At 69.0% G+C, this 23,145-nt stretch carries 19 protein-coding genes; 6 read left to right on the forward strand and 13 right to left on the reverse strand.

The window, feature by feature from the left end; translation table 11 throughout:
• Positions 1–3: 3 nt before the first annotated feature.
• Positions 4–1,659, reverse strand: coding sequence for an ABC transporter substrate-binding protein (locus AZL_RS20840; protein WP_148219516.1), 1,656 nt, complete (start codon positions 1,657–1,659; stop codon positions 4–6).
• A gap of 507 nt (positions 1,660–2,166) precedes the next feature.
• On the opposite strand from AZL_RS20840, the gene AZL_RS20845 reads away from it, so the two are divergent.
• On the forward strand, positions 2,167–4,224 hold the full coding sequence (locus AZL_RS20845) for a sulfatase-like hydrolase/transferase (protein WP_042444386.1): 2,058 nt from the start codon (positions 2,167–2,169) through the stop codon (positions 4,222–4,224).
• Between the two features lie 57 nt (positions 4,225–4,281).
• Here the strand turns inward: AZL_RS20845 and AZL_RS20850 are convergent, their stop codons facing one another.
• From AZL_RS20850 to AZL_RS20875, 6 genes are read right to left on the reverse strand one after another with little or no spacing between them, the layout of a single operon-like run.
• A complete protein-coding gene (locus tag AZL_RS20850) occupies positions 4,282–5,649 on the reverse strand; it encodes a sigma-54-dependent transcriptional regulator (protein WP_012976443.1) in 1,368 nt (455 codons plus the stop codon).
• The gene (locus AZL_RS20855; RefSeq protein ID WP_042444388.1) at positions 5,646–7,388 is read right to left on the reverse strand and encodes a sensor histidine kinase; all 1,743 of its coding nucleotides are present in this window, start codon (positions 7,386–7,388) and stop codon (positions 5,646–5,648) included. Before AZL_RS20855 ends, AZL_RS20850 begins: the two co-directional genes overlap by 4 nt.
• A 35-nt stretch (positions 7,389–7,423) precedes the next feature.
• Positions 7,424–8,611 (reverse strand): GNAT family N-acetyltransferase, encoded by a 1,188-nt coding sequence (locus AZL_RS20860; RefSeq protein ID WP_012976445.1) that lies wholly within the window; start codon positions 8,609–8,611, stop codon positions 7,424–7,426.
• Complete coding sequence (locus AZL_RS20865) at positions 8,608–9,471, reverse strand: alpha/beta hydrolase (RefSeq protein ID WP_012976446.1); 864 nt, start codon at positions 9,469–9,471, stop codon at positions 8,608–8,610. Before AZL_RS20865 ends, AZL_RS20860 begins: the two co-directional genes overlap by 4 nt.
• The gene (locus AZL_RS20870) at positions 9,468–10,451 is read right to left on the reverse strand and encodes an arginase family protein (protein ID WP_158306001.1); all 984 of its coding nucleotides are present in this window, start codon (positions 10,449–10,451) and stop codon (positions 9,468–9,470) included. The genes AZL_RS20865 and AZL_RS20870 overlap by 4 nt, the downstream gene beginning before the upstream one ends.
• A complete protein-coding gene (locus AZL_RS20875; RefSeq protein WP_052293722.1) occupies positions 10,444–11,157 on the reverse strand; it encodes an HAD-IB family phosphatase in 714 nt (237 codons plus the stop codon). Before AZL_RS20875 ends, AZL_RS20870 begins: the two co-directional genes overlap by 8 nt.
• A 402-nt stretch (positions 11,158–11,559) precedes the next feature.
• Between AZL_RS20875 and AZL_RS20880 the strand changes: the two genes are divergently transcribed.
• The 4 genes from AZL_RS20880 to AZL_RS20895 are packed head-to-tail and all read left to right on the forward strand — an operon-like array spanning position 11,560 to position 14,573.
• A complete protein-coding gene (locus AZL_RS20880; RefSeq protein ID WP_042444391.1) occupies positions 11,560–12,903 on the forward strand; it encodes an aspartate aminotransferase family protein in 1,344 nt (447 codons plus the stop codon).
• Positions 12,900–13,811: a MipA/OmpV family protein gene (locus AZL_RS20885; RefSeq protein WP_012976450.1), complete on the forward strand. Its 912-nt coding sequence runs from the start codon at positions 12,900–12,902 to the stop codon at positions 13,809–13,811. The genes AZL_RS20880 and AZL_RS20885 overlap by 4 nt, the downstream gene beginning before the upstream one ends.
• 10 nt (positions 13,812–13,821) lie before the next feature.
• Complete coding sequence (locus AZL_RS20890; protein ID WP_012976451.1) at positions 13,822–14,175, forward strand: EamA family transporter; 354 nt, start codon at positions 13,822–13,824, stop codon at positions 14,173–14,175.
• Positions 14,175–14,573, forward strand: coding sequence for an EamA family transporter (locus AZL_RS20895; RefSeq protein WP_012976452.1), 399 nt, complete (start codon positions 14,175–14,177; stop codon positions 14,571–14,573). The genes AZL_RS20890 and AZL_RS20895 overlap by 1 nt, the downstream gene beginning before the upstream one ends.
• A gap of 37 nt (positions 14,574–14,610) precedes the next feature.
• On the opposite strand, the gene AZL_RS20900 is transcribed toward AZL_RS20895, so the two are convergent.
• The 4 genes from AZL_RS20900 to AZL_RS20915 are packed head-to-tail and all read right to left on the reverse strand — an operon-like array spanning position 14,611 to position 19,261.
• Positions 14,611–15,999 (reverse strand): aspartate aminotransferase family protein, encoded by a 1,389-nt coding sequence (locus tag AZL_RS20900; protein WP_012976453.1) that lies wholly within the window; start codon positions 15,997–15,999, stop codon positions 14,611–14,613.
• Positions 16,000–16,040: 41 nt separating this feature from the next.
• Positions 16,041–17,288 carry an NAD(P)/FAD-dependent oxidoreductase gene (locus tag AZL_RS20905; protein ID WP_012976454.1) on the reverse strand — a complete coding sequence of 416 codons (1,248 nt, stop codon included), beginning with the start codon at positions 17,286–17,288 and terminating at the stop codon, positions 16,041–16,043.
• Entirely contained in the window at positions 17,285–18,115 is an 831-nt protein-coding gene (gene phnX / locus AZL_RS20910; protein WP_012976455.1) for a phosphonoacetaldehyde hydrolase, read from the reverse strand. Before phnX ends, AZL_RS20905 begins: the two co-directional genes overlap by 4 nt.
• Before the next feature lie 27 nt (positions 18,116–18,142).
• Positions 18,143–19,261 carry a 2-aminoethylphosphonate--pyruvate transaminase gene (locus tag AZL_RS20915; RefSeq protein WP_012976456.1) on the reverse strand — a complete coding sequence of 373 codons (1,119 nt, stop codon included), beginning with the start codon at positions 19,259–19,261 and terminating at the stop codon, positions 18,143–18,145.
• Between the two features lie 105 nt (positions 19,262–19,366).
• On the opposite strand from AZL_RS20915, the gene AZL_RS20920 reads away from it, so the two are divergent.
• Entirely contained in the window at positions 19,367–20,347 is a 981-nt protein-coding gene (locus tag AZL_RS20920; protein WP_012976457.1) for a LysR substrate-binding domain-containing protein, read from the forward strand.
• On the opposite strand, the gene AZL_RS20925 is transcribed toward AZL_RS20920, so the two are convergent.
• Together AZL_RS20925 and AZL_RS20930 are read right to left on the reverse strand one after the other, a co-directional pair.
• Positions 20,265–21,989, reverse strand: coding sequence for a putative 2-aminoethylphosphonate ABC transporter permease subunit (locus AZL_RS20925; RefSeq protein WP_012976458.1), 1,725 nt, complete (start codon positions 21,987–21,989; stop codon positions 20,265–20,267). The two genes, AZL_RS20920 and AZL_RS20925, sit on opposite strands and share 83 nt — an antisense overlap.
• Complete coding sequence (locus AZL_RS20930) at positions 21,986–23,068, reverse strand: putative 2-aminoethylphosphonate ABC transporter ATP-binding protein (protein ID WP_012976459.1); 1,083 nt, start codon at positions 23,066–23,068, stop codon at positions 21,986–21,988. Before AZL_RS20930 ends, AZL_RS20925 begins: the two co-directional genes overlap by 4 nt.
• Between the last annotated feature and the right edge of the window lie 77 nt (positions 23,069–23,145).

The raw sequence follows: 23,145 nt of genomic DNA on the forward strand, positions 1-23,145 counted from the left end.
GAGTCAGTTCGCCTTCGGGGTGCCGGTGAAGCGGGCGTTCTTCAGCGACGAATAGACCTGATCGCCCTGTTCGACGATGCCCTGGAGATTGGCCGAATAGACCGAGAAGAAGTTCAGCTCCAGCAGCGGCAGCGACGGCACGTCGCCCAGCACGATGTCCTGGAACTCGTTGAACTCGGCGACGCGCTTGGCCGGATCGCCCTCGACGCCGGCCTCCTGGATCAGCGCGTCGGCCCTGGCGTTGCGGTAGCCCGAGCCGTTGGTCCAGGGCGTGCCGGTGCCGAGCCAGCCCGACCAGAAGGCGCGGACGACGCCGATCTGCGGATCGGGGAAGGCGTTGTTGTAGGAGATGGCGAAATCGAAATCGCGGTCGACATAGACGCGCTTGATGAAGGCGGCGCTGTCCTGCGAGCGGATGGTCACCTCGATGCCGACGCGCTTCAGCGCCTGCTTCAGGAACTCGCCGGTGCGGCGGTAATCGTCGCCATAGGGCAGGAAATCATGGGTCAGGGTGAAGCGGACGCCGTTGGCGTCGCGCTTGAAGCCGGCCTCGTCCAGCAGCGCCTCCGCCTTCTTCACGTCGAAGGGGTATTGCGGCAGCTTGGTGTTGTGGAAGGTGACGAGCGACGACGGCACCGGGCTGATCGCCGGCTTGGCGTAGCCGAACCAGACGATCTTCGCCAGGGCGGCGCGGTCGATGGCGTGGGCGATGGCCCGGCGCACCCGCACATCCTTCAGATACGGGTTCTCGACGTTGAAATCGAGATAGAGCAGCGGCGACAGCCATTCATAGCCGCGGGTGTCCACCTTCAGGCTCGGCAGCTTGGACAGGCGCTCGGCGTCGCGGAACGGCACCGGGTTGTAGGGGGCATACTGGATCTCCCCCTTCTCGATGGCGGCGGCGCGGGCGGCGGCGTCGGGGATGATGCGGAACAGCAACCGGTCGAGATAGGGCTTGCCGGCCTCCCAGTAGTCGGGATTCCGCGTCAGTTCGACATATTCGCCGCGCTTCCACTCCTTGAAGACGAAGGGGCCGGTGCCGACCGGCTTGTTGTTGTACGGGTTGTTGAGGATGTCCGTGCCCTCGTACAGATGCTTGGGCAGGATCGGGGCGCCGACGCCGTTCAGCACCGACAGGATCGGCAGCGACGGCTTGGACAGGCGCAGGATGACGGTGGCGTCGTCCGGGGTGTCGACCTGGGTGACATTCTCGAACAGTGACTTGTTGCGCGGGTGGATGGTCTTCCAGATGTTCTCCAGCGACCATTTCACGTCGGCGGCCGAGAAGGGCTTGCCGTCATGCCATTTCACACCGCTGCGCAGGTGGAAGGTGATGGTCAATCCGTCGGGCGCCACCTCCCAGCGCTCGGCCAGCGCCGGCTTCGGCTTCAGGTCGAAATCATAGCTGACCAGACCGTCGAAGATGTTGCCGGCCACCACCTGGGTCGGCTGCGCCATGTTGGTGGAGGGCGTCAGCGTCACCGGTTCCGGCTGAAGAATGATGCTGAGCGTGCCGCCCCCGCGGGCGTCCTGCGCCAGCGCCGTCGAGACCGGAAGGGAGCCGACGCCGAGGGCGACCGCCGCCGTCATGGCGGCCGCCGCACCGATCACCATCCGGCGCCCGATACCAAATCCGCCCCGCCGATCCCGTCCACTCATGATGCTCTCCGGCACGAAGGTTATAAGGCGGACGATTAAGCCCAGCTGCCGACTGGAGGTCAACATGATTTCACACAAATTTTTTCGCGATTGGTAGACAAACAACACCGCTTATTAAAAATGCTCGCCGGAAAACACCAACCGGAAGCTGCGGAAGTGTGCAGCGACGACTTGGCCACGCATCACACCGACAACCTGGACTGGAATTTCACATAGCAGGCGCCAAACATGCCAGTGCGTGCAAAGGCGTCCGCATCAATAATAATAATCATTCTTAAGTCCGGGCGTCTCCAATAAATCATACCTTCGTCTTCAATAAATACTGAAAAATGCCCGATCTTATAAAATAACTATGGTTGACTGATTAATTGTTATCTAATTAATATCGATTTTATTAAATAACCACGAATGAGTTCAATTCAGGATCCGAAAATCCGGATCCTGATTCTCTGAAAAGATAGCTTTTCCTCGAAGCCTTCCCTCCATGCCGTGAAGGAACACATACTCATGTCCGAGAAATCCACCGCCCAGCACCCCAACATCCTGCTGATCGTCGTCGATCAGTACCGCTATCCGCGCTTCTCCTATGGCCCCGAAGGCGGGTTTGCCGAGCCGCTGAAGGAGATTCTGGGGTTCCGGGGACCGGCGGATGTCAGCGGCAATCCCTATGCCGAGTATTTTCCCGGCCTGACCCGGCTGCGGCGGAACGCGGTGGCGCTGCACAACCACACCATCGCGTCGAGCGCCTGCACCCCCAGCCGGGCGGTGATGTTCACCGGCCAATACGGCACCCGCACCGGCGTGACCCAGACCGACGGCATGTTCAAGGACGGCAACACGCCGACCTTCCCCTGGTTGCAGGCCAACGGCTATCCCACCCTGGGCCACTGGATGCGGGCCGTCGGCTATTCCTCGCATTATTTCGGCAAATGGCATGTCAGCAATCCGCCCGGCCATTCGTTGAACCGCTTCGGGTTTTCCGATTGGGAATTGTCCTATCCCGAACCGCACGGGGCGGCGATCAACAATCTGGGCATTTATCGCGATCCCGGATTCGCCGACAACGCCTGCCTGTTCCTGCGCCGCCGCGGCTTGGCCCTGCCCTATGACTACGCGACCTCGGCGGCGGAAGCGCGCGGCGAGCAGGAGTCGCCGGCCATCGACGCGACGCAGCGTCCCTGGTTCGCCGTGGTGTCCTTCACCAACCCCCACGACATCGCCACCTACCCGACGGTGGTCTCCCAGGCCCTGCCGCAGACCGAGGCGCAGGGGGCGCAGGACAAGCCGCAATCGGCGTTCGGCCCGCTGGATGTGCCCGACCAGGGGCAATCCTCCTTCCCGCCGAACGAAGGCACCATGACGATCCCGCTCAATCCGCAGGGCTTCCCGCAGGATTGCGCCGGCCCCATCCCGACCTGGGACGAGGATCTGTCGAGCAAGCCGGTCTGCCAGTTCGACGCGGCCTACAAGATCGGTCTGGCCCTGTCGGCCAAGGCGAGCCACGGCGCGGTCCAAGGCATCACCAACGGCCATGATGACGGAAAGCCCGATACCGGAGTCGGGCGGGAGGATTGGTCGGCGGCGGTGAAGCTGGCGCTGAAATTCACCATTCCGTTCCAGCTTTCCGAACATCCGGAGCAGTACAGCATCGAATTCCTGCAATTCTATGGCTGGCTGCATTCCCAGGTCGATCCCCAGATCAACCGCGTGCTCCAGTCGCTGGAGGAGAGCGGGCAGGCCGAAAACACCATCGTGCTGTTCGTCGCCGACCATGGCGAACTGGGCGCCGCCCACAACATGATGCTGGAGAAATGGCACGTCGCCTATCAGGAGGCCGTGCATGTGCCGATGGTGGTACAATTCCCGCCGTCGATGCGCAGCGATGACGGGCTGACCCATGTCGACGCGGTGACCAGCCATGCCGACCTCGTGCCCACCATCCTCGGGCTGACCGGCGTCGGCCCCGAGGCGCTGGAGAAGGCGGAGGCCGAACTGGCCGAGCGTCACCGCATGGCGCCGCTGCCCGGCGTCGACCTGACCCCGACGCTGAAGGTGCCGGGCACGCCGGTCACCTATCCCGGCGGCCGGGTCCGCGAAGGCGTGCTCTTCATCACCGACGACGAGGTGACGGAGCCGACCAAGGGCGGCCGGCTCACCGAGCCGGACTATTTCGGCGCGTTCGAGGTCTATTGCCAGACGGTCGAGGCGGTGCGCACCGGCGGCCACGGCGCCAAGGAGGTGCCGGGCCTGGCCCCCGGACCGGTGCGCCAGCCCAACCACATCCGCTGCGTGCGGACCAAGGAGGCCAAGCTGTCGCGCTATTTCGACCCGTCGAACCCGCGCCTGCTGGAATGGGAGATGTATGATCTGGTCAACGATCCCAACGAGATCGTCAATCTGGTGAAGGTGCGGGGGGACAGGCCCATCGCGCGCACCGACCTCGATCCCAAGCCCGGCTGGTACGACGAGGCGGAGGTCCAGGCCGCCGCCAACCGCCTCGCCGTGCTGCTGGCGGAACTGGAGGCCCGCGACCTGTCGGTCCCTGAACACGCCGTGCCGGCGTAAGCACCGCCACCCAAGCGCACAAGCCTCGACAAGGACTGGGGCCGGCTTCCGCCGGCCTCAGTCCATCTGCTTGCGGACCCGGATGCCGAACTTCTTCACCCGATGCCACAGGCTCCGCTCGGTGATGCCCAGCCTCTTCGCCGCATCGGCCTGCACGCCGCCGCTTTCCTGCAAGGCATCGGTGAGGAACTTGCGCTCGATCCGCTCCAGCTCGGCATCAAGATCCGCCGGCACCTTGGTTGTCTGGCCGATCGGCGGCCGGTCCTCGAAGATATAGTCGGGCAGGTCGCTGACCTCGACCACCGCGTCGCGCGCGACGATGACCGCGCGCTCCACACAGTTCTGGAGTTCCCGGATGTTTCCCGGCCAGTGATAGGCCGTCATCGCCGACAGCGCCGCGCGGCTGAAGCCCTTCAACCGCTTGCTCATCGATTTCGCGTGACGGTCGAGGAAATGGACGGCCAGATCCTCGATGTCGTCGGTGCGCTCGCGCAGGGCGGGGAGATGGATGGGAAACACGTTCAGACGGTAATAGAGGTCGTCGCGGAAGGTTCCGCGTTCGACCTCGCGCCGGAGATCGCGGTGGGACGCCGCGATGAAACGCACATCGACCGACAGGGACCGGGTACTGCCCACCATCTCGAAGCTCTGCTCCTGGATCGCGCGCAGCACCTTGACCTGGAGGGGCAGCGGCATGTCGCCGATCTCGTCGAGGAACAGCGTCCCGCCATGCGCGGCGGAAAACCGTCCTTCCCGGTTGGCGACCGCCCCGGTGAAGGCGCCCTTCACATGGCCGAACAGCTCGCTTTCCAGCAGGTTGTCCGGAATCGCCGCGCAGTTCACCGCGATGAAGGGCTTGTTGGAGCGGGGGCTGTTGTCGTGGATGGCGCGGGCGACCAGCTCCTTTCCGGTTCCGCTCTCCCCTTGCAGCAGGACCGTCGCCCGGCTGTCGCATACCTCGGTGATCTGCCGCAGCACCGACTGGAAGGCTTCGCTGGTTCCGACGAGGCTGCCGAAATCATACTTCTCGCGCAGCTCCTCGCGCAGGCGCTGGTTGTCCGCCTCGGCCTGCTTCAGCTTCAGCGCCCGTTCGATGGTGGCGACGAGATCGTCGATCTCGAAGGGCTTGGATACATAGTCGAACGCCCCCTCGCGCACCAGCGCCACCGCATCGGGCACCGAGGCGTAGGCGGTGGCGATCACCACCGGAATCTCCGGCCGCGCCGCCTGGAGCGCGGCGAGAAGCGCCCGGCCGTCCATTCCCGGCATGCGCAGGTCGGTCAGGATCAGGCTGACATGGTTCGCATCGATCCAATCCAGCGCCGCGACGGCGGACTCGACGAAATGGGCGGCGAATCCGCGGGCCTCCAGCGCCACCGCCGTCACTTCGGCCAGGCGGACCTCGTCATCGACGATCAGGATCATGACCGCTCCTCCTCCATCTCCGACATCAAGGGCAGGCGGAGGATGAAGGTGCTTCCGACCGCGGGAGCGCTTACGAAATGGACGCTCCCGCCATGGCGCTCCATGATGTCCTGCACCCGCGCCAGCCCCAGGCCGGTTCCCCGCCGCTTGGTCGTCACGAAGGGTTCGAAGACGCGGTCGCGCAGATCCTCGGGGATCCCGACACCGGTGTCGGCGATGCTGACGGCCACCTCGTCCCCTTCGCGCAGGGCGGTCACGCTCAGCGCTCCTCCGTCCGGCATCGCCTCCATCGCGTTCAGCAGGATGTTGAGCAGCGCCTGATGCAGTTGGGAGGGATCGCCCTGCACCGGAAGCGGACCGTCGGGCAGTTCCACCTTGGGAAGGACACGGCGGCGGAACATCTCGGCGGCGATGAATTCCAGGACGTTCCGCAGTTCGGCGCCAAGGTCGACGACCTGCCGCATCGCCGCCTTGGGCCGGGCATAGTCCAGCAATTCCTGCACCAGCGCCTCCATGCGGCCGACCTCGTCCAGCACGAAGCCGATCAGCCGGTCGGACGCCTCGGGCGGTTGCGACTTCATGCGCAGCACCTGGCTGGAGGTCTTGATGATGCCGAGCGGGTTGCGGATCTCATGGGCGATGACCGCCGCCGCCTCGCCCAGGATGGCGAGCTTCTCCCGCCGGCGCACCATGTCCTCGCGGCGGCGCAGCGTGTCGAGCTGTCCCGTCATGCTGTTGAAGCCGACGGCGAGCTGTTCCAGCTCACGCCCGCCCTGTACCGGCACCCGCGTCGAATAATCGCCCTCATGCACCCGGCGCAGCGCCTGGGTCAGGCTGTTGAGCGGACGGGAGATCAGCGCCGACAGGGACAGGGCGACGACCAGCGAGATCCCGCCGGCGACAACCACCAACAGAACGAACAACTCCAGGGTGCGGACATGGGACATCATGGCGATCTGGTCGGACATCCGGCAGACGACCACCCCCATCAGGCCGCCGTCGGTATCGCGAAGGGCGGCGAAGCCGGTGGCGAAATTGTCCGACGGAAACAATTTCGCGATGGCGCCGGGGGCGCCCGCCGTCAGCTTCTCCACAACGACCGGCGGAAGTTCGGCCTGCTTGTCCGAGCCGGCGGTGACGAAGGCCCCTTTTCCATCGGCGATCGCGTAGACCTGAATCCTCAGCGATTGGCTGACGCCGGCGATGTTGATCATCGTCCCGTCCCAGCGGTCGCCGACGAAGACGAAATAGGTCTGCCCATCATGCTGAAAGCGCCGCGCCGATCCCAGAAGCAGGATCTTGCGACCGTGATCGTCGACGACGAAGAAGCGGCTGCGCTGGCGGTGGGGCAGCCATTTGCCGTCGCCGAGCAGGCCGCGGCTGAACAGGATCGTCCCGTCGTCGCGATAGATCGCCACCGAATCGTAACCGACCGAGGTCAGCAACCCGGCGGATATCTCGACCAGCTTTTCGTCGATGACGCCGGCCTCCTTCGCGAGGCTGGCGGCGACGACGCCGGCGGCCTGCCGCGTCTCGCCCTGCTCGTCGACGGCGCGCTGGGTGACGAACATCGCGGCGTCCTGAAGCCATCGCTCCAGATTCTCGCTGAAGAGGCCGGAGACGAGATCCGCCACCACGAGGCTGGCGATCAGCACGGGAAAGGCGCTCACCGACAGGAAGGCGATGACCAGCCGCCAGCGCAGGGTGATGGTGCCGAACAGCGAATGGACGCGTTCCATGCAAGGAGCGGCCCCCTGCCCTTCCCCGGCCGATTTCATGGCGATGCCGTCCGCCGCGGCCGTCTCTCCTCGCGGCCCTCCTCCCGCTCGCGCCGCTGGCGCAGGTCGGGATCCCAGCGGTCGAACGCCAGCCAGGGGGCGGCCAGGCGGATGATGCGGTCGAGCAGGCGGTTCCGGCAGCGCACGAAATTCGTCGAAGGCAGCAGGGAGCTGCCGAAGCGCAGCTTCGCCGCATAGGCGGTCTGCCCCGATTGCAGCATCGAACGGCCAGCCGCGATCGTCCAGCGCACGTTCTCCATCCAGCTCACCGCATAGAGATTGTGGTCGCGCGCCAAGGGATAAGCCATGCCGAGGAACTTGTCGATGACGCGGTCCGGCTCGACGAACAGAAGGTTGAAGGCGGCCAGACTCCCGCCCACCCAATACAGCACGAAATGCGCCCGCCCCGGCATGGCGTCGGCCAAATTGCGGAAATAGCCCGGCGGCAAATCCTCGAACTCGCCATAGCGCAGTTGGCTGTTCTGGCGGGTGCTCTCGTAAAGGGCCTCGATCTTGTCGGCGACATCGTCGATCCGCTCGCGATGCTCGACCCTGACCGCCGCCCGGCTCTTCAGTTTCCGGCGCACATCCTTGCGGGTGGCGGCGGACAGGCGGGCGAGATAGCCGCCGACATCCAGCCCGGCCAGATCGAGCTGGGCCACCGGCAGGCCGGAGACGGCGGTGAAGCGCCGGCCGGTCAGCAGCGGCGCCAGCCAATCGGCCTCGGGGGTCGAGACGTCCTTGAACACGACCAGCAGGGCGCGCGTGCGCGCCGCCTCCTCTTCAAGCAGGGCGAGCATCGCGTCGACGGCGCCGGCCCGCTCCGCCGCCGTCAGCCCCGGCCGCACCGAAACATGGCAGCGCTCCGCCAGAGGGGAGCCGACGCCCAGCATTCCCCAGCGCATCAGCCGGGGAAACAGCCGGTCGAGCAGGCGCCCCACCACGGCGAGCCGACCCTGGAAGGGCGTGTCCAGCCGATATTCCATGCGGAAGAGCGGCAGGCCGAGCACCAGCCCATGCTCGTCGAAGACCCCGGCGGCCAGATCGCTGCCGCAGGCGCGGTAGTAATCCCACCCCTCGGCGTCGTCCGGCTGTCCGGCGGTCCAGTCAGCCGCCGGCAGCGCCGCGATGCCGGGAACGATGCGCGCCCGCAATCCGCCCGCCAATCCGTCAAGCGCGCTCATGGGGCGGCGCCCTCGGAGCGGAGCGGCTGGACGGACGCGTCGGGGCCGGCGGCGAGCGTCGCGAGAAATTCGGCGACTCGGCGGGCGACGAGGTCGCGCTGACGGTCGACGGTCACCAGATGGTAGGAATCCTCCAGGATCAGCGCCTCGACCCGTCCGCCGAGCCGCGCCTGGAGATGGAAGGCGTTGGACAGGCCCGCCGTGTCGTCCTCCCGCGCATGGACCAGCAGGGTCGGCTGGCGGACATCGGGCAGCAGCGGGCGCAACTCCGCCGTCAGCCGCCAGATCTCGCGGATGGCGGTGGCGGGGGTGGAGAGCAGTCCGGCACCGCTCGCGTCGCCGCTCTGCATCGCGCGCAGCACCAGCGCCCGGATGCGCGGATCCTTCACGCCGTAGGGATCGCGCTCCACGAAGGAATAGCGCCGCCCGAACGGCAGGTGGATCACGAATTTCAGCAGGAAGCTGTAGAAGGGGATCGCCCAGCCGTCATACCACAGCGTCGGCGCCAGCATGACCAGGCTGCGCACCCGCTGCGGCTCCGCCCAGGCGAGGCGGGCGGCGAGCAACGCCCCCATCGACAGCCCGCCGACCGAAACGGAATCGCAAACCGTCTCCAGCCGGTTCAAACCGGCCTCCACGCTGGCGTACCAGTCACGCCAGCCGGTCGCCGTCAGCTCCTCCGCCGTGCCGCAATGGCCGGCGAGCTGGCAGCACAGCACGGTGAGCCCGGCATCCTGCAACCGGCGGCCCAGTGTCTTCAGCTCCACCGGCGTGCCGCCCAGCCCATGGATCAGCAGAACGCCGGGCCGATGGCGGCCGATGCCCGCCCCTTGCAGAAAAATCGTCCGATCCGCCGTCATGATCCCCAAAGCCCCGTCGCCGCCATTCCGTCGGCGGCCTGCATGATCCGCATGTTCGTGTCGTCGTTGACGGCCTGCGCCGTTCCCGGATCGGGCGTCGGCACCCGTGGCCGGTCCGTCGCCGACAGCAGGGCACGGAACGGATCGGAGAAGACCGGGCGGGAATAATCACCGCAGACGTCCATGCCCAGAAGCCGGCGCCGCCCGGCCAGCCGCCGCACCAGCGCCAGCACCGCGTCCAGCGTCAGGCCGCCCTGATCCCAATTGGTCACCGCCTCGGCCGGCGCCAGCGCGTCCTTGTCGAACGACACCCAGAAGGGCAGCGCCGGCAGCCGTCGATCGAACGCCTCGACCACCCCCTCCCAGGGCCATCCCTCCAGACCTTGCCAGACGATGCGGCCGTCACGGGTGGAACAGCCCGGTCCCTCCACCGGCCGCCCCCACAGGCGGCTCGGCTCGGCGCGCCAGGGATGCACCTCCAGCCTGCCGTCGCGGATCGCCTGCAGATTGGCGAAGGACAGTTGCGGACGAACGAAATCGTCGCTGGCCGGGCCGACGGTCACGACATGATGGACCGACGGGAACTCCAAGGCCCGGTTGACCCAGCCGCCGCAATTCCAGCTCGCCGGCCAGCTGGTCCAATCCGGGTGATTGTCGATGTGCAGCACCAGAAGCGGGCCGGACAACGCCTCGATGAACAGGGCGGCAAGATGATGGAAGTCGCCCGACCCGTAGAAGATCAGCGGCGGTGGGCCGTCGGCCAGTGGAAACTCCCGCGCGATCCGATCGCGCAGGCTGGACAGCGCCCTCCGGCCGGCGACGATGCGCAGCCGGGACGCCAGATCGCGCGCATCGACCAGCCGCATCGATCCCGTCGCCAGACGCCGGCGCATGGCCGGCTGGCCGGGAAGCGATCCGTCCAGATCGATCAGCAGGGAACGGACGCGCCGCCCGGCGCTGGAGGGGGTGTGATCAGGCACGTTGCCGCAGTCCATTCCGCAGCTCGCTGACCGCCGCCGGCCGGATCCGCTCCACCCACTCCTCGAAAAGCGGGGCGAGATCGCCGAAGCCGGTGAAGGCGGCATGGGGAATGCCGGCCTCCTGGCAATGGCGCGCCAGCTTGCCCTTGGCGAACACCGCATCGGCCTGCTCCGCCGCGCAGAAGTCGGACCGGCCGTCGCCGATCAGCGCGGCGACGCGGCCATCCGCCGCCCTGCCGGCGGAGACGGCGAAGCGGCTGCACTTGCAGTTTCCGGCGGCGCTGGCGCAGCCGGGCCGGGCATGCGGGAACTCCAGCTGCCAGCGGTCGTCGCCCTGCCAGCGCAGCCGGTTCGACAGCACCGGCACGTCGAATCCCAGCCGGCGCAGCACGCCGCGCGCCACGCGATCCAGCCCATCCGACAGCACGGTCACCGGCACCCCATGCCGGTGGCACAGCGCCATGAAGGCGGGAAAATCGGGATCGACTCCGATCCCGGCGGCGAAGCTGTCGAACTCGGCCGGGGTCACCCGCAGCAGCGCCACCTGCCGGGCCATGCAGTCGCGCGAGCCGATCTCGCCGCGCGCCCAGCTCTCCTCCACCGCCTCCCAGGCCGGATCGGCGAAGCGCTGGAGGATCAGATCGGTCGTGTCCTCCAGCGAGATCGTGCCATCGAAGTCGATGTAGAGGGAGATGGATGAGTGCAAGGGATGCCGTTCCGTTGTCCGCACGCCGGACGGTGAGCCGACGTCGCCGGCGCCCTCGTTTGCAAGCGACAGGCCAGAACCGGACGGTGGCGGATCGGCGCCGTTTCGCGGCGGGAAACGCCCCCCGTTTCCGGGAAAGCGAGCTACAAATTTTGTAGCTTCCCCCGGTTTTTGATGATCGTGCCGGCCAACCGATCGCGCGGATCGGCACCTGGACGATCCTGTTACGGGCGGGGCGACCAAGTCCTGCGGCCCTTGCGCCGCAAGGATTTCACGGCATTTCCCGCAACGGCGCGGCATCGGAGCGGACGGGAGGCGGGGTAAGTGGAACGGCGGATGCAAAAGGGGGCGGAGCCGGCCCCCGCCGGCGCCCCCCATTTGGCCACAGCAGGCATTCCTTCGATGACGTCAAGCTACCAGCAGCCGGACCGCAGGCGGCGGAGCGCGGCCCTGTTCGAGCAGGCCCGCACCCTGATTCCGGGTGGTGTCAACAGCACCGCGCGCGCCACCTGGTCCGGCTGGGATCCCTATCCGCTGTTCGTGGAACGGGGAACCGGCTCCCGCGTGACCGACGTGGACGGCAACGAATACATCGACTATCTCCTGGGGCTGGGGCCGATGCTGCTCGGCCACCGTCCACCCGCCGTCACCAAGGCTGTGGTCGACTGCATCGAGCAGCGTGGAACCGTCTTCGCCCTGCCGAGCGCCGACGAGACCATCCTCGCCCGCAAGATCACCGCCGCCGTGCCGGGTCTGGAGCGGGTGCGGCTGTGCAACACCGGGACGGAGGCGGTGCTCTACACCGTCCGCCTCGCCCGCGCCTTCACCGGCCGCCCGAAGCTGATCCGCTTCGAGGGCATGTATCACGGCTTCTCCGACGGGGTTTACTGGAGCAAGCATCCCAAGCTGGACGCCGCCGGCCGCGACGACGCCCCGACGGCGGTTCCGCAAGGTCCTGGGATGCCGCGCGGCGTCGGCGACTCCCTGATCATCCTGCCCTGGAACGATGTGGAGGCGCTGCGCACCACCTTGGAGCGGGAAGGCGACCAGATCGCCGCGGTGCTGAGCGAGCCCATCATGTGCAATACCGGCTGCATCCTGCCGGAGCCGGGCTATCTGGAGGCGATGCGCGAGCTGACGCGCAAGCATGGCGTCCTGATGATCCTGGACGAGGTGATCACCGGCTTCCGCATCGCGCTGGGCGGCGCCCAGGCCCATTACGGCGTCACCCCCGACCTGTCGGTCTTCGCCAAGGGCCTCGGCGGCGGTTTCCCGGTCGCGGCGATGGGCGGCCGGGCCGACATCATGGCCCTGGTGGAAAACGGGACGGTGTCGATCGCCGGGACCTACAACGCCAACATGATCGCCGTGTCGGCGGCGAACGCCACGCTCGACGAGCTGGCCCAACCCGGCATGTACGAACGGCTCTACGCCGTTTCCGACCGCCTGCGCGAGGGGCTGGACCGGCTGATCCGTGACCTGCGCATCCCCGCCCATGTCGTCGGCCTCGGCCCGGTCTTCCAGCTCTGGTTCGCCGACCGGCCGATCCGCAACTACCGCGACGCCGTGCGTCATGCCGACCACGACGCCTTCCGGCGCTGGTGGGAGGGCATGCTCGACCGCGGCATCCTGTTCCATCCCGGCGCCTACGAGAATCTGTTCGTCTCCTTCGCCCACAGCGAGGCGGATATCGACCAGACGCTGGCGGCGGCGCGTGAAACGCTCACCGAAATGATGGTCGCGTGAAACGCCCGGCCTCCCTCTCCCCCCGGTTCGGCCGTGCCGCCGTCGCGGCGCTGGCCAAGACGGCGGCTTTGACGGCGGCCATGACGGTTGCCGTGGCGGCTGCGCCGGCCGTGGTGCTCGCCGATCCCGTCGCCGCCCCTTCCGGGACGGAGGCGGGAAGTGGGACCGGCGCGAAGACGGCGGCGACCGGCGTGACCCTGGCGCTTGGCGCCGGGGCGATCGCCCAGCCCGCCTACCAGGGAGCCCGCCGCACCGAATGGTCGGCGGCTCCCTATGTCAGCGCCGAGTTCGGGCCGAACCTCTCCATCGACTCGCTCGACGGTGTCCGCGTCACGGTTCTGCATGAGGGCATCCTCAGCCTCGGCGCCATCGCGCGTTACGAGCCCGGACGGTCGAGCCGTTCCCTGCCGGCGCGGCTGCGTGGCCTGAACGGCTTTTCCGACACGGCGGAGCTGGGCGGATTCGCGACGGCCGAGAGCGGCCCCTTCTCGCTCGATCTCATCGGAACCGAGGAGGTCAGGCGGGGCCGGCGCGGCGCCGTTCTTGAAGCCCACGCCGCGTTCTCGCTTCCGCTGGGCGATCCGGCCGAACAACAGGGAGCGGACCAGCAGGGCCTTTCCCTGGGACCGTTCATCAAGGCGGCCAACCGGTCCTACCTGCGGCGGAACTTCGGCGTCGATGCGGGACAGGCGGCGGCGACCGGCCTCGACAGCTTCAGCCCGCATGCCGGTTTCGACATGGCGGGGCTGGAGGCCAACGGCGCCATCAAGCTGGTTGACCGCTGGTCGATGCGCGGCTTCGCCAACTGGGGGCGGCTGGTCGGCGGCGCGTCGAATTCGCCGATCGTACGCAATGGCGGTCGCGGCAGCCAGCTCTCCAGCGGGCTTTTCCTGGTCTATACGCCATGAGGGTGAATCAATGACCGGTCTCGCCATCGCCGCATGGCTGGTGAACATGCTGTGCGACACGGTGGGGCAGCTCGCCTTCAAGGCGGCGGCCACCCATCCCGGCGACGGCTGGGCGCGCTGGCGGGGCATGGCCGCCGGCCCCTGGCTGTGGGTCGGGATCGGCTGCTTCGTCGTCGAGTTCTTCGCCTGGCTCGCCTTCCTGTCGCTGGTGCCCTTGTCCACCGGGGTGCTGCTGGGGTCGATCAACATCGTTCTGGTGATGATCGCCGGGCGGATGCTGTTTCGCGAGCGGATCACCCGGCTGCGCTTCACCGGAATCCTGCTGATCGCCGCCGGGGTGACCGCGGTGGGGGTGGGAAGCTGATGCGCCGCGAGATCACCATCGGCTTCCTGTGCCTGCTCGGCTTCGACGTGATGGGACAGCTCAGCTTCAAGGCGGCGGCGCTCGCCGCCCTGCCGATGTCGCCCGACACCGGCTGGATTCTGCGTGTGCTGGCGGAGCCGGTGCTCTATCTGGCGTTTCTGGGCTATCTCGGCGCCTTCGTGACCTGGATGTCGCTGCTCAAGCATGCGCCGATCGGCCCCGCCTTCGCCGCCTCCCATCTCGAGGTCGTCGCGGTGATGCCCCTGGCCGCCCTGCTGTTCCAGGAGACCATCGGCTGGCCGCAGATCGTCGGCGCCATCGCGATCCTGGCGGGCATCCTATGCCTCGCCATGGAGGAAACCGGGCAGGAATCCGGAGAGCCGGCCGGGGCCGGGTGACGCGACGGGCAGGGCATCGCCCGCCTGTTCCGTCGTTTCACACCGGCGCCGACGACGCGAGGGAGCCCGCGGCCGAAATCGCCCGCGCGACCACGGCCAAGGCTTGGTCCAGCTCCGTTCTGGCGATGGTCAACGGCGGAGACAGGGTCAGCACCGTCGCTTGCGAGATCTTCAGGCTCACGCCGCCGACGAGCGCCGCATAGAAGGCCGCCTCCGCCCGGTCGGCGCCGCTGACGCCGTCGTGGTCGGCCAGTTCCACCCCGATCAGCAGCCCGGCCCCCCGGATGCCGGCGATGCCGGGCAGCGCCGCGGTCAGCTCGCGCAGGCGATCCAGGGCATGGGCGCCCAGCCCGGCGGCGCGTTCCGCCAGCCCTTCATCCCGGATGATGTCCAGCGTGGTCAGGCCGGCGCGGGCGAGCAGCGGGTTCTTCTCGTGGGTGTAGTGGCCGAGCGCCCGGTCGGCCGCCACGTCCAGCCCGGCCCGCGCGATGACGGCGGCCAGCGGCAGCATGGCGCCGCCCAACGCCTTGCCCAGCACCAGGATATCCGGCCTCGCGCCGAACGGCTCATGGCTGAACAGGCTGCCGGTCTTGCCGAGGCCGGTCGGGATCTCGTCGAAGATCAGCAGGGCGCCGGCCGCGTCGCAGGCCCGCCGCACCTCGGCCCAGAAACCCGGCGGCGGCACATAGGGCACGGCACGCACCGGCTCCGCCACCACGGCGGCGACATCGCCTTCCTTCTCCAGCACATAGCGCAGCATCCGCGCGCAGGTCATCCGGCAGGCATCCAGGTCGGGACCGCCGCCGGGGGCGGGATCGAAGCCATAGGGACAGCGGGCGCAGGCGAAAGGCGCCACATGCTCGGTCCCCGGCAGCAGCGGCCCGATCCCGTGCGAGCGGAACAGCGCCTCCCCGCCGACACCGGACGCGCCGAAACCGGCGCCATGGAAGGCGTCCCAGAAGGAGACGGTCTTGAAGCGGCCGGTGGCGACGCGGGCGAGCTTCAGCGCGATCTCGATCCCTTCCGATCCGCCGGGCGCGAACAGCACACGGCCGCCGGGGCCGGTCGGGGCCAGCGCCGCCAGCCGTTCGGCCAGCTCCGCCGCCGGTTCGCAGGCGAAACGGCGGGGGGCGAAGGTCAGATCGTCCATCTGCGCCTTCAGCGCCGCCACCAGCCGGGGATGGGAATAGCCGATGTGATGGACGCTGTTGCCATGGAAATCCATGAAGCGTCGGCCGTCCATGTCCTCGATCCAGATGCCCTCGGCCTTGCGGATCGCCGACAGGCAGGGGGTGGAGAGCGACTGCTTCAGGAAGGCGGCGGCGTCGCGCTCCACCAGCGCGCGGGAGCGGGGACCGAGCGCATCCTTCCAGCGTTCGCGGCGTGGCCCGAGATTGACGTCGCCTTCGGAACGGTCGGTCCGCATCGGAGTTTCCTTTTGTCAGGCGGCCCGGTCAGCCGGCCCTTTCAGCCAGCCGTCTTGCCGGACCTTGCGGCGGCGCAGGCGTCGCGCAGCGCCGGGGAAAAGGGATCGACCGCGCCGAGCCGGCCGGGGGCGAAGGGGGAAAGATCGGCTCCGCCAGCCGCGCCCAGGATGGACGCCGCCACCGCGCGGCCGATGCCACCCGACGCGGCGATGCCGGCACCGCAGCAGCCGGTCGCCATGAACAGCCCCTCCGGTTCCGGGACCGGCCCCAGCACGAAACGGCCGTCGGCGGTGTAGGTGGACAGGCCGGAGACGTAATGGGCGATGCCGACCTGGAGCAGCGCCGGACACAGCCGCGCCAGCGCCTGCCAGCCCTCCTCCAGCGTCTGCCAGCCGCCATCGGAATCGCCGAGGTCCAGCCCGGCGGTGTCGTCGGGAAGCCGGGCGGGGTCGAAGGCCAGCGACCGGCGCCCGCGCAATCCGAACAGCAGCGCCCCCAGTTCCGGGCGGGCATAGGCGCCGGCATCGGGCATCACCAGGGCGGGAAGATCGGGAGGGAACAGGTCCCGCCGTACTTGGGTGATCCAATATTGGCTGCGCACCGGGGCTTGCGGCAGACCGATCCCGGCGGACCAGGCCAGCCCCGCCGCCCAGGCCCCGGCGGCATTCACCACCAGCGGCGCGGCGATGAGTCCATCGCCGGTGTCGATGCCCGCCACGCGGCCATGCTCCACCCGAATCGCCCGCACCGCCACGCCGTCCCTGATGCGGACGCCGGACCGGCGGGCGGAGCGGCGGTAGGCATCGGCCAGCCGAACCGGGTCGATGAAGCCGTCGAGCGGCATGAAGGCGGCGCGCTCGACGGCCTCCGCCGACAGGCAGGGCGCGATGCGGGCGGCGCCGGCGCCGTCCAGCCAGTCCACCGGATCGGGGCTGGCGGCGACCAGGGCGCGCAGGGCGTCGACACGGGCCGGGCTGGCGGCGACATGCAGGGTGCCGACCCGCCGCAGGCCGAGATCCCCGTCCAGTTCCGCCTCCAGGCCGGCGATGGCGGCATAGGTTCCACGCACCAGCGCCGCCGTCGCCGCGTCACCGCGGGCACGGGTCAGCAGGGCGGCGGCCCGCGCCGTCGCCTGGGTGGCCGGCGGATGGCGGTCGACCACCAGAACCGACCGGCCGCCGCCGGAGCCCAGCGCCTTCCCCAAGGCCCAGGCGACCGCCAGCCCGAGGATGCCGGCGCCGACCACGACGATGTCGGCGCGGTCGATAATGGCGGGCGTCGTCGTCACGGCTTCTCGCCGCCCGCCAGCCGCGCCTCGATGGCGTCGAGCAGCGGCAGCGCCTCGGCCAGCGACCGCACCACGTAATGGGCGCCGGCCCGCGCCAGCCGGTCCGCGGCCGTGGCATGCAGCGTGTCGCGCCGCTCCGGCACCAGGGCTTGCCAATCGGCGAGCGGCAGCCCGACCTCGTTGCCGGTGTCGGCCACCGCGATGGTCCACATGCCGGCGTTCAGCCCCTCCTCCACATCGACCACGGTGTCGCCGATCTTGACGCAGGCCTCGACCGGCGAGACCGACAGCTCGACGACGCAGCGCAGCGCCATCGCCGGGCCGGGCCGCCCAGCCGGGGTCTCGCCCGCGCAGACGGTGATGTCGGGCGTATAGCCCTGCGCCGCCGCGACGCGCTGCACCACCTCCATCACCGCGCGCGGATAGCCGGTGGTCGAGCCGATCCTCAGCCCGCGCGCCCGCATGGCGGAGACGGTTTCCGCCGCGCCGGGGATCAGGTCGGAATGCTGCGCCACCACCTCGACCTGGAGCGGCAGGAAGGTGTCATAGAGGCGGTCGACGTCGGCGTCGGTCGGGGCGGCGCCATGGGCGGCCGTCCAGGCCTCGGCCACCGGCGCCATGCGGGTGATCGCCTGGATATGGTGCCATTTGGCCATGCCCATCGGCGCCCGCGCCTGCTCCAGCGTGATGGCGACGCCGGAGCGGCGGAAGGCCTCCATGAAGGCGCCGGCCGGGGCGAGGCAGCCATGATCCACCGTGGTCCCGGCCCAATCGAGGATGACGGCCTGGAGCGGACCGGTGTAGCGGCGCGAATAGACGAAGCTCATGGGAGGTGGCTTTCGCTGAAAGGACGGTCAGGGCGCGCCGGAGGCGACGGCCATGTCGGACAGGGTGGTGCGGATGGCGGCGATGGCGGCGGTCATCTCCGCCCCGCCCAGCCGGCCGATGCAGCCGATGCGGAAGCTGTCGGCCACCGTCAGCTTGCCGGGATAGATGACGAAGCCGCGCTCGCGCAGCCGGTCGTAGAAATCGGCGAAGACGAAGGCCGGATCGGCCGGCATGCGGAAGGTGACGATGATCGGGGCTTGCAGATGGTCCGGCAGCAGCGTCTCGAAGCCCAGCGCCCGCATGCCCCCGATCAGGATGGCGGCGTTGGCGCGGTAACGGGCGCCGCGCCCTTCGACGCCGCCTTCCGCCTCATGCTCGTCGAGGGCCTGGGCGAAGGCGGCGACCACATGGGTCGGCGGGGTGAAGCGCCATTGCGCATTGGCCTCGAAACCGCGCCACTGGTCATGCAGGTCGAGCGAGAGGGAATGGGCATTGCCCTTGGCGGCCTCCAGCGCTGCGCGGCGGGCGATGACGAAGCCCATGCCCGGCACCCCCTCCAGGCATTTGTTGGAGGAGGCGGCGACCGCGTCGGCGCCCAGCGCCGCCATGTCCAGCGGCAGGGCGCCGAAGGCGCTCATGGCATCGATCAGCAGGGCGCGGCGGCGCGAGCGCACGATGTCCGCCACCGCCTCGACGGGGTTGAGGATGCCGGAGGTGGTTTCGCAATGGACGACGGCGACATGGCTGATCGCCGGATCGGCATCCAGCGCCTCGGCGAGCGCCGCCGGCGACACCGGCTGGTCCTCCGCCGTCTCCAGCGCGGTGACGGAGCGCCCCGCCACCTCGGCGATGCGGACCATGCGGGTGCCGTAGGCGCCGTTGACCAGCACCAGCAGCCGGCCGGCACGCGGCACCAGCGTGCCGATCATCGCCTCCACCGCGAAGGTGCCGGAGCCCTGGACCGGCACCGCGACATGGCTGTCGCCGCCGCCGCCCGCCAACCGGACCAGCCGCTCGCGGATGGCGGCGTTGAGCGCGATGAAGCGGCCGTCGCGCGACCCCCAGTCGCGCAGCATCGCCTGCTTGACGGTGGCGGAGGTGGTCAATGGACCCGGAGTCAGCAGATAGGGCACGGTGTCGGACATTGGGGGGAAATTCCGCAGGAGGGGGAAAGCCGTGACGGACGGAATGGCCCCATGACGCCGCTTCGCCTATCATAAATCCAATCCATTCGGCCTATGGGTCCATAGATGAAATCAATGAACTTCGCCCAGCTTCGCGCCTTCCACGCGGTGGCGACGGAGGGGGGATTCACCAAGGCGGCCCGCCTGCTGAACGTGACCCAGCCGACCTGCTCGCAGGAGGTGAAGGCGCTGGAGGAGGCGTATGGCGTCACCCTGTTCGACCGCTCCAACCGCCAGGTGGCGCTGACCGAGGTCGGCACCGCGCTGTTCGCCGTCACCCGCCGGCTGTTCGCGGCGGAACAGGAGGCGATGGAGCTGCTGGCCGGGGTGCGGCATCTGGACGGCGGGACGCTGGCGGTGGGGGCGGACGGGCCGTTCCACGCGGTGCCGCTGATCGCCCGCTTCACCAGCACCCATCCGGGGCCGACGGTGACCCTGGCGGTCGGCAATTCGCGGACGATGCTGGAAGGGCTGATGGAGACCCGCATCGACGTCGCGGTGCTGGCCGACGTGCCGGGGGACTCCCGGCTCTATGTGCTGCCGCTGCGCCGCGATCCGGTGCGGGCGCTGCTGCCGAAGGCGCATCCGCTGGCGCGGCGCCGGGCGGTGGCGCTGGGCGATCTGGCGGCCGAACGGCTGGTGCTGCGGGAGCCGGGGTCGATGACCCGCCGGCTGGTCGAGCGGGCGCTGGCGGCGGCGGAGGTGGCACCCACCGCCGTCATCGAGATTCAAAGCCGCGAGGCGGTGGTGGAGGCGGTGGCGGCGGGGCTGGGCGTCGGCTTCACCTCGGCGGCGGAATTCACCGGCGACGGACGGCTGGTTCTGCTGCCGATCGCCGGGGCCGAGATCGAGATGGACGAATATGTCGTCTGCCTGCGCGAACGCCGCCGGCTGGCGGTGGTGCGCGCCTTCCTCGATCTGGCGCGGGAGGTTGCGGCCGAGGCCGGCCGAACTCTTTCCGGCGTCAGCGCCGCCGCCACGCCTGGGTCCGCTCCCGCAACGCCCGCGACAGCAGGGCGTGCAGCGCCCGCACGAGGGCGGAGGTGAGGACGATCATCATCGCCATGGCGGCGGCCCCCGCCACCTCGCCGGCATCGTCCATGTTCAGCACGGCGACCGACGCCGGCTTGGTCTCCGGCGCATAGAGGAAGACCACCGCCGACACCGTGGTCATGGCGTTGACGAAGAAATAGATGGCGATGTCGAGGATGGCCGGCAGGCAGAGCGGCACCGTCACCCGCAGGAAGGTGGTCCAGACCGGCACCTTCAGGCTAGCCGACACCGCTTCGAATTCGGCGTCCAGCTGCTTAAGCGCGGTGACGGCGGTCAGGTGGCTGACCGTGTAGAAATGCGCCACCGTCGCCAGCACCAGGATCGCCATGCCGTGATAGAGCCAGCCCAGCGGGTTCCACGGCGCGTTGAAGAAGAAGATGTAGGCCAGCCCCAGCACCATGCCCGGCACCGCCAGCGGCAGGATCGCCATCAGCCGCACCAGCCCCTTCATCGCCGCGCGGCCGGGCGCCCGCTCCACCAGCCAGGCGCCGGTGAAGACGATGGCCGTGCCGGCCAGCGCGGTCCAGAAGGCCAGGATCAGGCTGTTGCCATAGCTGCTCCAGCCCGCCGAATCGAACTCGGCGAAATCGTAGTTCGCCAGCGTCGGCGTCAGGTTGTAGGGCCAGAAGGTGACGATGGAGGCGAATCCCGCCACCGCCAGCAGCCCGAGCAGCAGCCCGCCGACCAGCGCGCAGAACAGCAGGGCCAGCCGGTCGCCGACCGGGCTCAGACGCGGCTGGAACGGCACCGAGCGGGCGGAGAGCTGCGCCATCTGCCGGCGCTGGCCGATCCAGTCGGCGATGAAGGCCAGCACCGCCGGCAGCAGCAGGACGATGCCGACCACCGCCCCCATGCCGAAATTCTGCAAGCCGACCACCTGCTTGTAGACGTCGGTCGCCAGCATGTTGGTGGAGCCGCCGATCACCTTGGGCACGCCGAAATCGGTGACCACCAGCGTGAACACCACGAAGATGGCGGAGACCAGGCCATAGCGCACGCCGGGCAGCGTGATGGTCACGAAGCGTTTCCAGGCGCCGGCGCCCAGCGCCTCCGCCGCCTCGTAAAGCCGGGCGTCGGAGGTCGAGAGCGCCACGGTCAGGATCATCACCGCATGGGGGAAGGCATAGAAGACCTCGCCCATCACGATGCCGATCGGGCCATAGACGCTCTCGCCCATCAGCAGGCCGCGCAGGATGCCCTTGTTGCCGAACAGATACACCAGCGCGATGGCCGGCAGCAGCGACGGCGCCAGCAGCGGAATCTGCGCCAGCAGCCGGAACAGCCCCTTCCCCGCCATATGGGTGCGGGTCAGGCAGAAGGCGTAGAGGAAGGCCAGCGTCACCGTGATGGCCGTGGTCAGCAAAGACAGCGACAGGCTGTTGACCACCGAGCGTCGCAGCGTCGGCGTCTCCAGGAAGGCGGCGAAATTGGCGAGCCCGACGAAGGCGCCGTCGCGGTCATAGACGCTGCGCAGGAACAGCGCGCCGAGCGGCAGCAGGACGAACAGCGCCAGGAACAGGGCGATGCCGCCCATCCCCATCCCGAACAGCCAGCGCTCGCCCGTCTCCACCGGCCGGCCGGACTGCCGCGGGATGAAGAGGGAGAGCTTCGGCGCGGCCAACTTCAGCACGCTCATCGCACCGCCTCGAACACGCGCAGCCGCTCGCGCGGCAGCGTCACCGCCAGCCGGCGGCCCGGATCCAGCGACAGGTCGCGCACCAGATTGGCCGACAGGTCGGCGGTGACGCGGACGTCGCCCAGCCCGTCGGCGGCCAGCCGGGCGCGGTGGAAGGGGCCGAGGAACTCCAGGCTTTCGATCACCGCGTCCAGCGTGTTGGCGCCGCCGGCCGCGCGCACCTGCACATCCTCCGGCCGCAGGCAGACGGTGACGGCGGCACCGGGTGCCGTGGTCGCCAGATGGTCGCCGTCGAAGCCGCACTCGAAGCCATGCTCGCCCAGCCGCACCCGCCCCGGCGCCTCCAGCACGCCGGAGAGGAAATTCATCGCCCCGACGAAATCGGCGACGAAGGGGCTCGCCGGCCGGTGATAGACCTCGTCGGGCGTGCCGACCTGCTCGATCAGGCCGTTGTTCATCACGACGATGCGGTCGGCCATGGTCAGCGCCTCCTCCTGGTCATGGGTGACCATGATGGTGGTGATGCCGAGCCGGCGGTGCAGGTCGCGGATCTGGCGGCGCAGATGCAGCCGCACCCGCGCGTCCAGCGCCGACAGCGGCTCGTCCAGCAGAAGCAGGCCGGGCGACGGCGCCAGCGCGCGGGCCAGCGCCACCCGCTGCTGTTGCCCGCCGGACAGTTGGGCCGGATATTTCGGGCCGGCGTCGGGCAGGCCGACCAGCGTGAGAAGTTCCTCCACCCGCGCCCGCTCGGCGACCCGGCCCAGCTTCAGGCCGTAGGCGACGTTGCGATGCACGGTCAGGTTCGGGAACAGGGCGTAGGATTGGAAGACGATGCCGTAGTCGCGCGCCGACGGCGGCAGCCGCGACACGTCGCGGTCGCCCAGCCACACCGTCCCGCCGCTCTGCGGATCCAGCCCGGCGATCACCCGCAGCAGCGTGGTCTTGCCGCAGCCGGACGGCCCGAGGAAGCAGACGAACTCGCCGCGCCGGATGTCGAGCGACACGCCCTTCAGCGCGGTGAAGGTCCCGAAACTCTTGACGATGGACTCCAGGCGGAGATGGGGCGCGGTGGCGGTCATCGGCGGCGTGTCCCGGCAAGACATGAAGGACAACGAAAAGGGCGGGCGGGTGCGCGAAGGCTCCCGCCCGCCGGCGC

Origin of the sequence: Azospirillum sp. B510 (assembly GCF_000010725.1) — a bacterium.
Lineage (GTDB): Bacteria > Pseudomonadota > Alphaproteobacteria > Azospirillales > Azospirillaceae > Azospirillum > Azospirillum lipoferum_B.

Excerpts from the sequence above, each read along its gene's own strand:
- AZL_RS20840 (WP_148219516.1), bottom strand. The coding sequence starts at position 1,659 with ATGAGTGGACGGGATCGGCGGGGCGGATTTGGTATCGGGCGCCGGATG.
- AZL_RS20845 (WP_042444386.1), top strand. The coding sequence starts at position 2,167 with ATGTCCGAGAAATCCACCGCCCAGCACCCCAACATCCTGCTGATCGTC.
- AZL_RS20850 (WP_012976443.1), bottom strand. The coding sequence starts at position 5,649 with ATGATCCTGATCGTCGATGACGAGGTCCGCCTGGCCGAAGTGACGGCG.
- AZL_RS20855 (WP_042444388.1), bottom strand. The coding sequence starts at position 7,388 with ATGGAACGCGTCCATTCGCTGTTCGGCACCATCACCCTGCGCTGGCGG.
- AZL_RS20860 (WP_012976445.1), bottom strand. The coding sequence starts at position 8,611 with ATGAGCGCGCTTGACGGATTGGCGGGCGGATTGCGGGCGCGCATCGTT.
- AZL_RS20865 (WP_012976446.1), bottom strand. The coding sequence starts at position 9,471 with ATGACGGCGGATCGGACGATTTTTCTGCAAGGGGCGGGCATCGGCCGC.
- AZL_RS20880 (WP_042444391.1), top strand. The coding sequence starts at position 11,560 with ATGACGTCAAGCTACCAGCAGCCGGACCGCAGGCGGCGGAGCGCGGCC.
- AZL_RS20890 (WP_012976451.1), top strand. The coding sequence starts at position 13,822 with ATGACCGGTCTCGCCATCGCCGCATGGCTGGTGAACATGCTGTGCGAC.
- AZL_RS20895 (WP_012976452.1), top strand. The coding sequence starts at position 14,175 with ATGCGCCGCGAGATCACCATCGGCTTCCTGTGCCTGCTCGGCTTCGAC.
- AZL_RS20900 (WP_012976453.1), bottom strand. The coding sequence starts at position 15,999 with ATGCGGACCGACCGTTCCGAAGGCGACGTCAATCTCGGGCCACGCCGC.
- phnX (WP_012976455.1), bottom strand. The coding sequence starts at position 18,115 with ATGAGCTTCGTCTATTCGCGCCGCTACACCGGTCCGCTCCAGGCCGTC.
- AZL_RS20915 (WP_012976456.1), bottom strand. The coding sequence starts at position 19,261 with ATGTCCGACACCGTGCCCTATCTGCTGACTCCGGGTCCATTGACCACC.
- AZL_RS20920 (WP_012976457.1), top strand. The coding sequence starts at position 19,367 with ATGAAATCAATGAACTTCGCCCAGCTTCGCGCCTTCCACGCGGTGGCG.
- AZL_RS20925 (WP_012976458.1), bottom strand. The coding sequence starts at position 21,989 with ATGAGCGTGCTGAAGTTGGCCGCGCCGAAGCTCTCCCTCTTCATCCCG.
- AZL_RS20930 (WP_012976459.1), bottom strand. The coding sequence starts at position 23,068 with ATGACCGCCACCGCGCCCCATCTCCGCCTGGAGTCCATCGTCAAGAGT.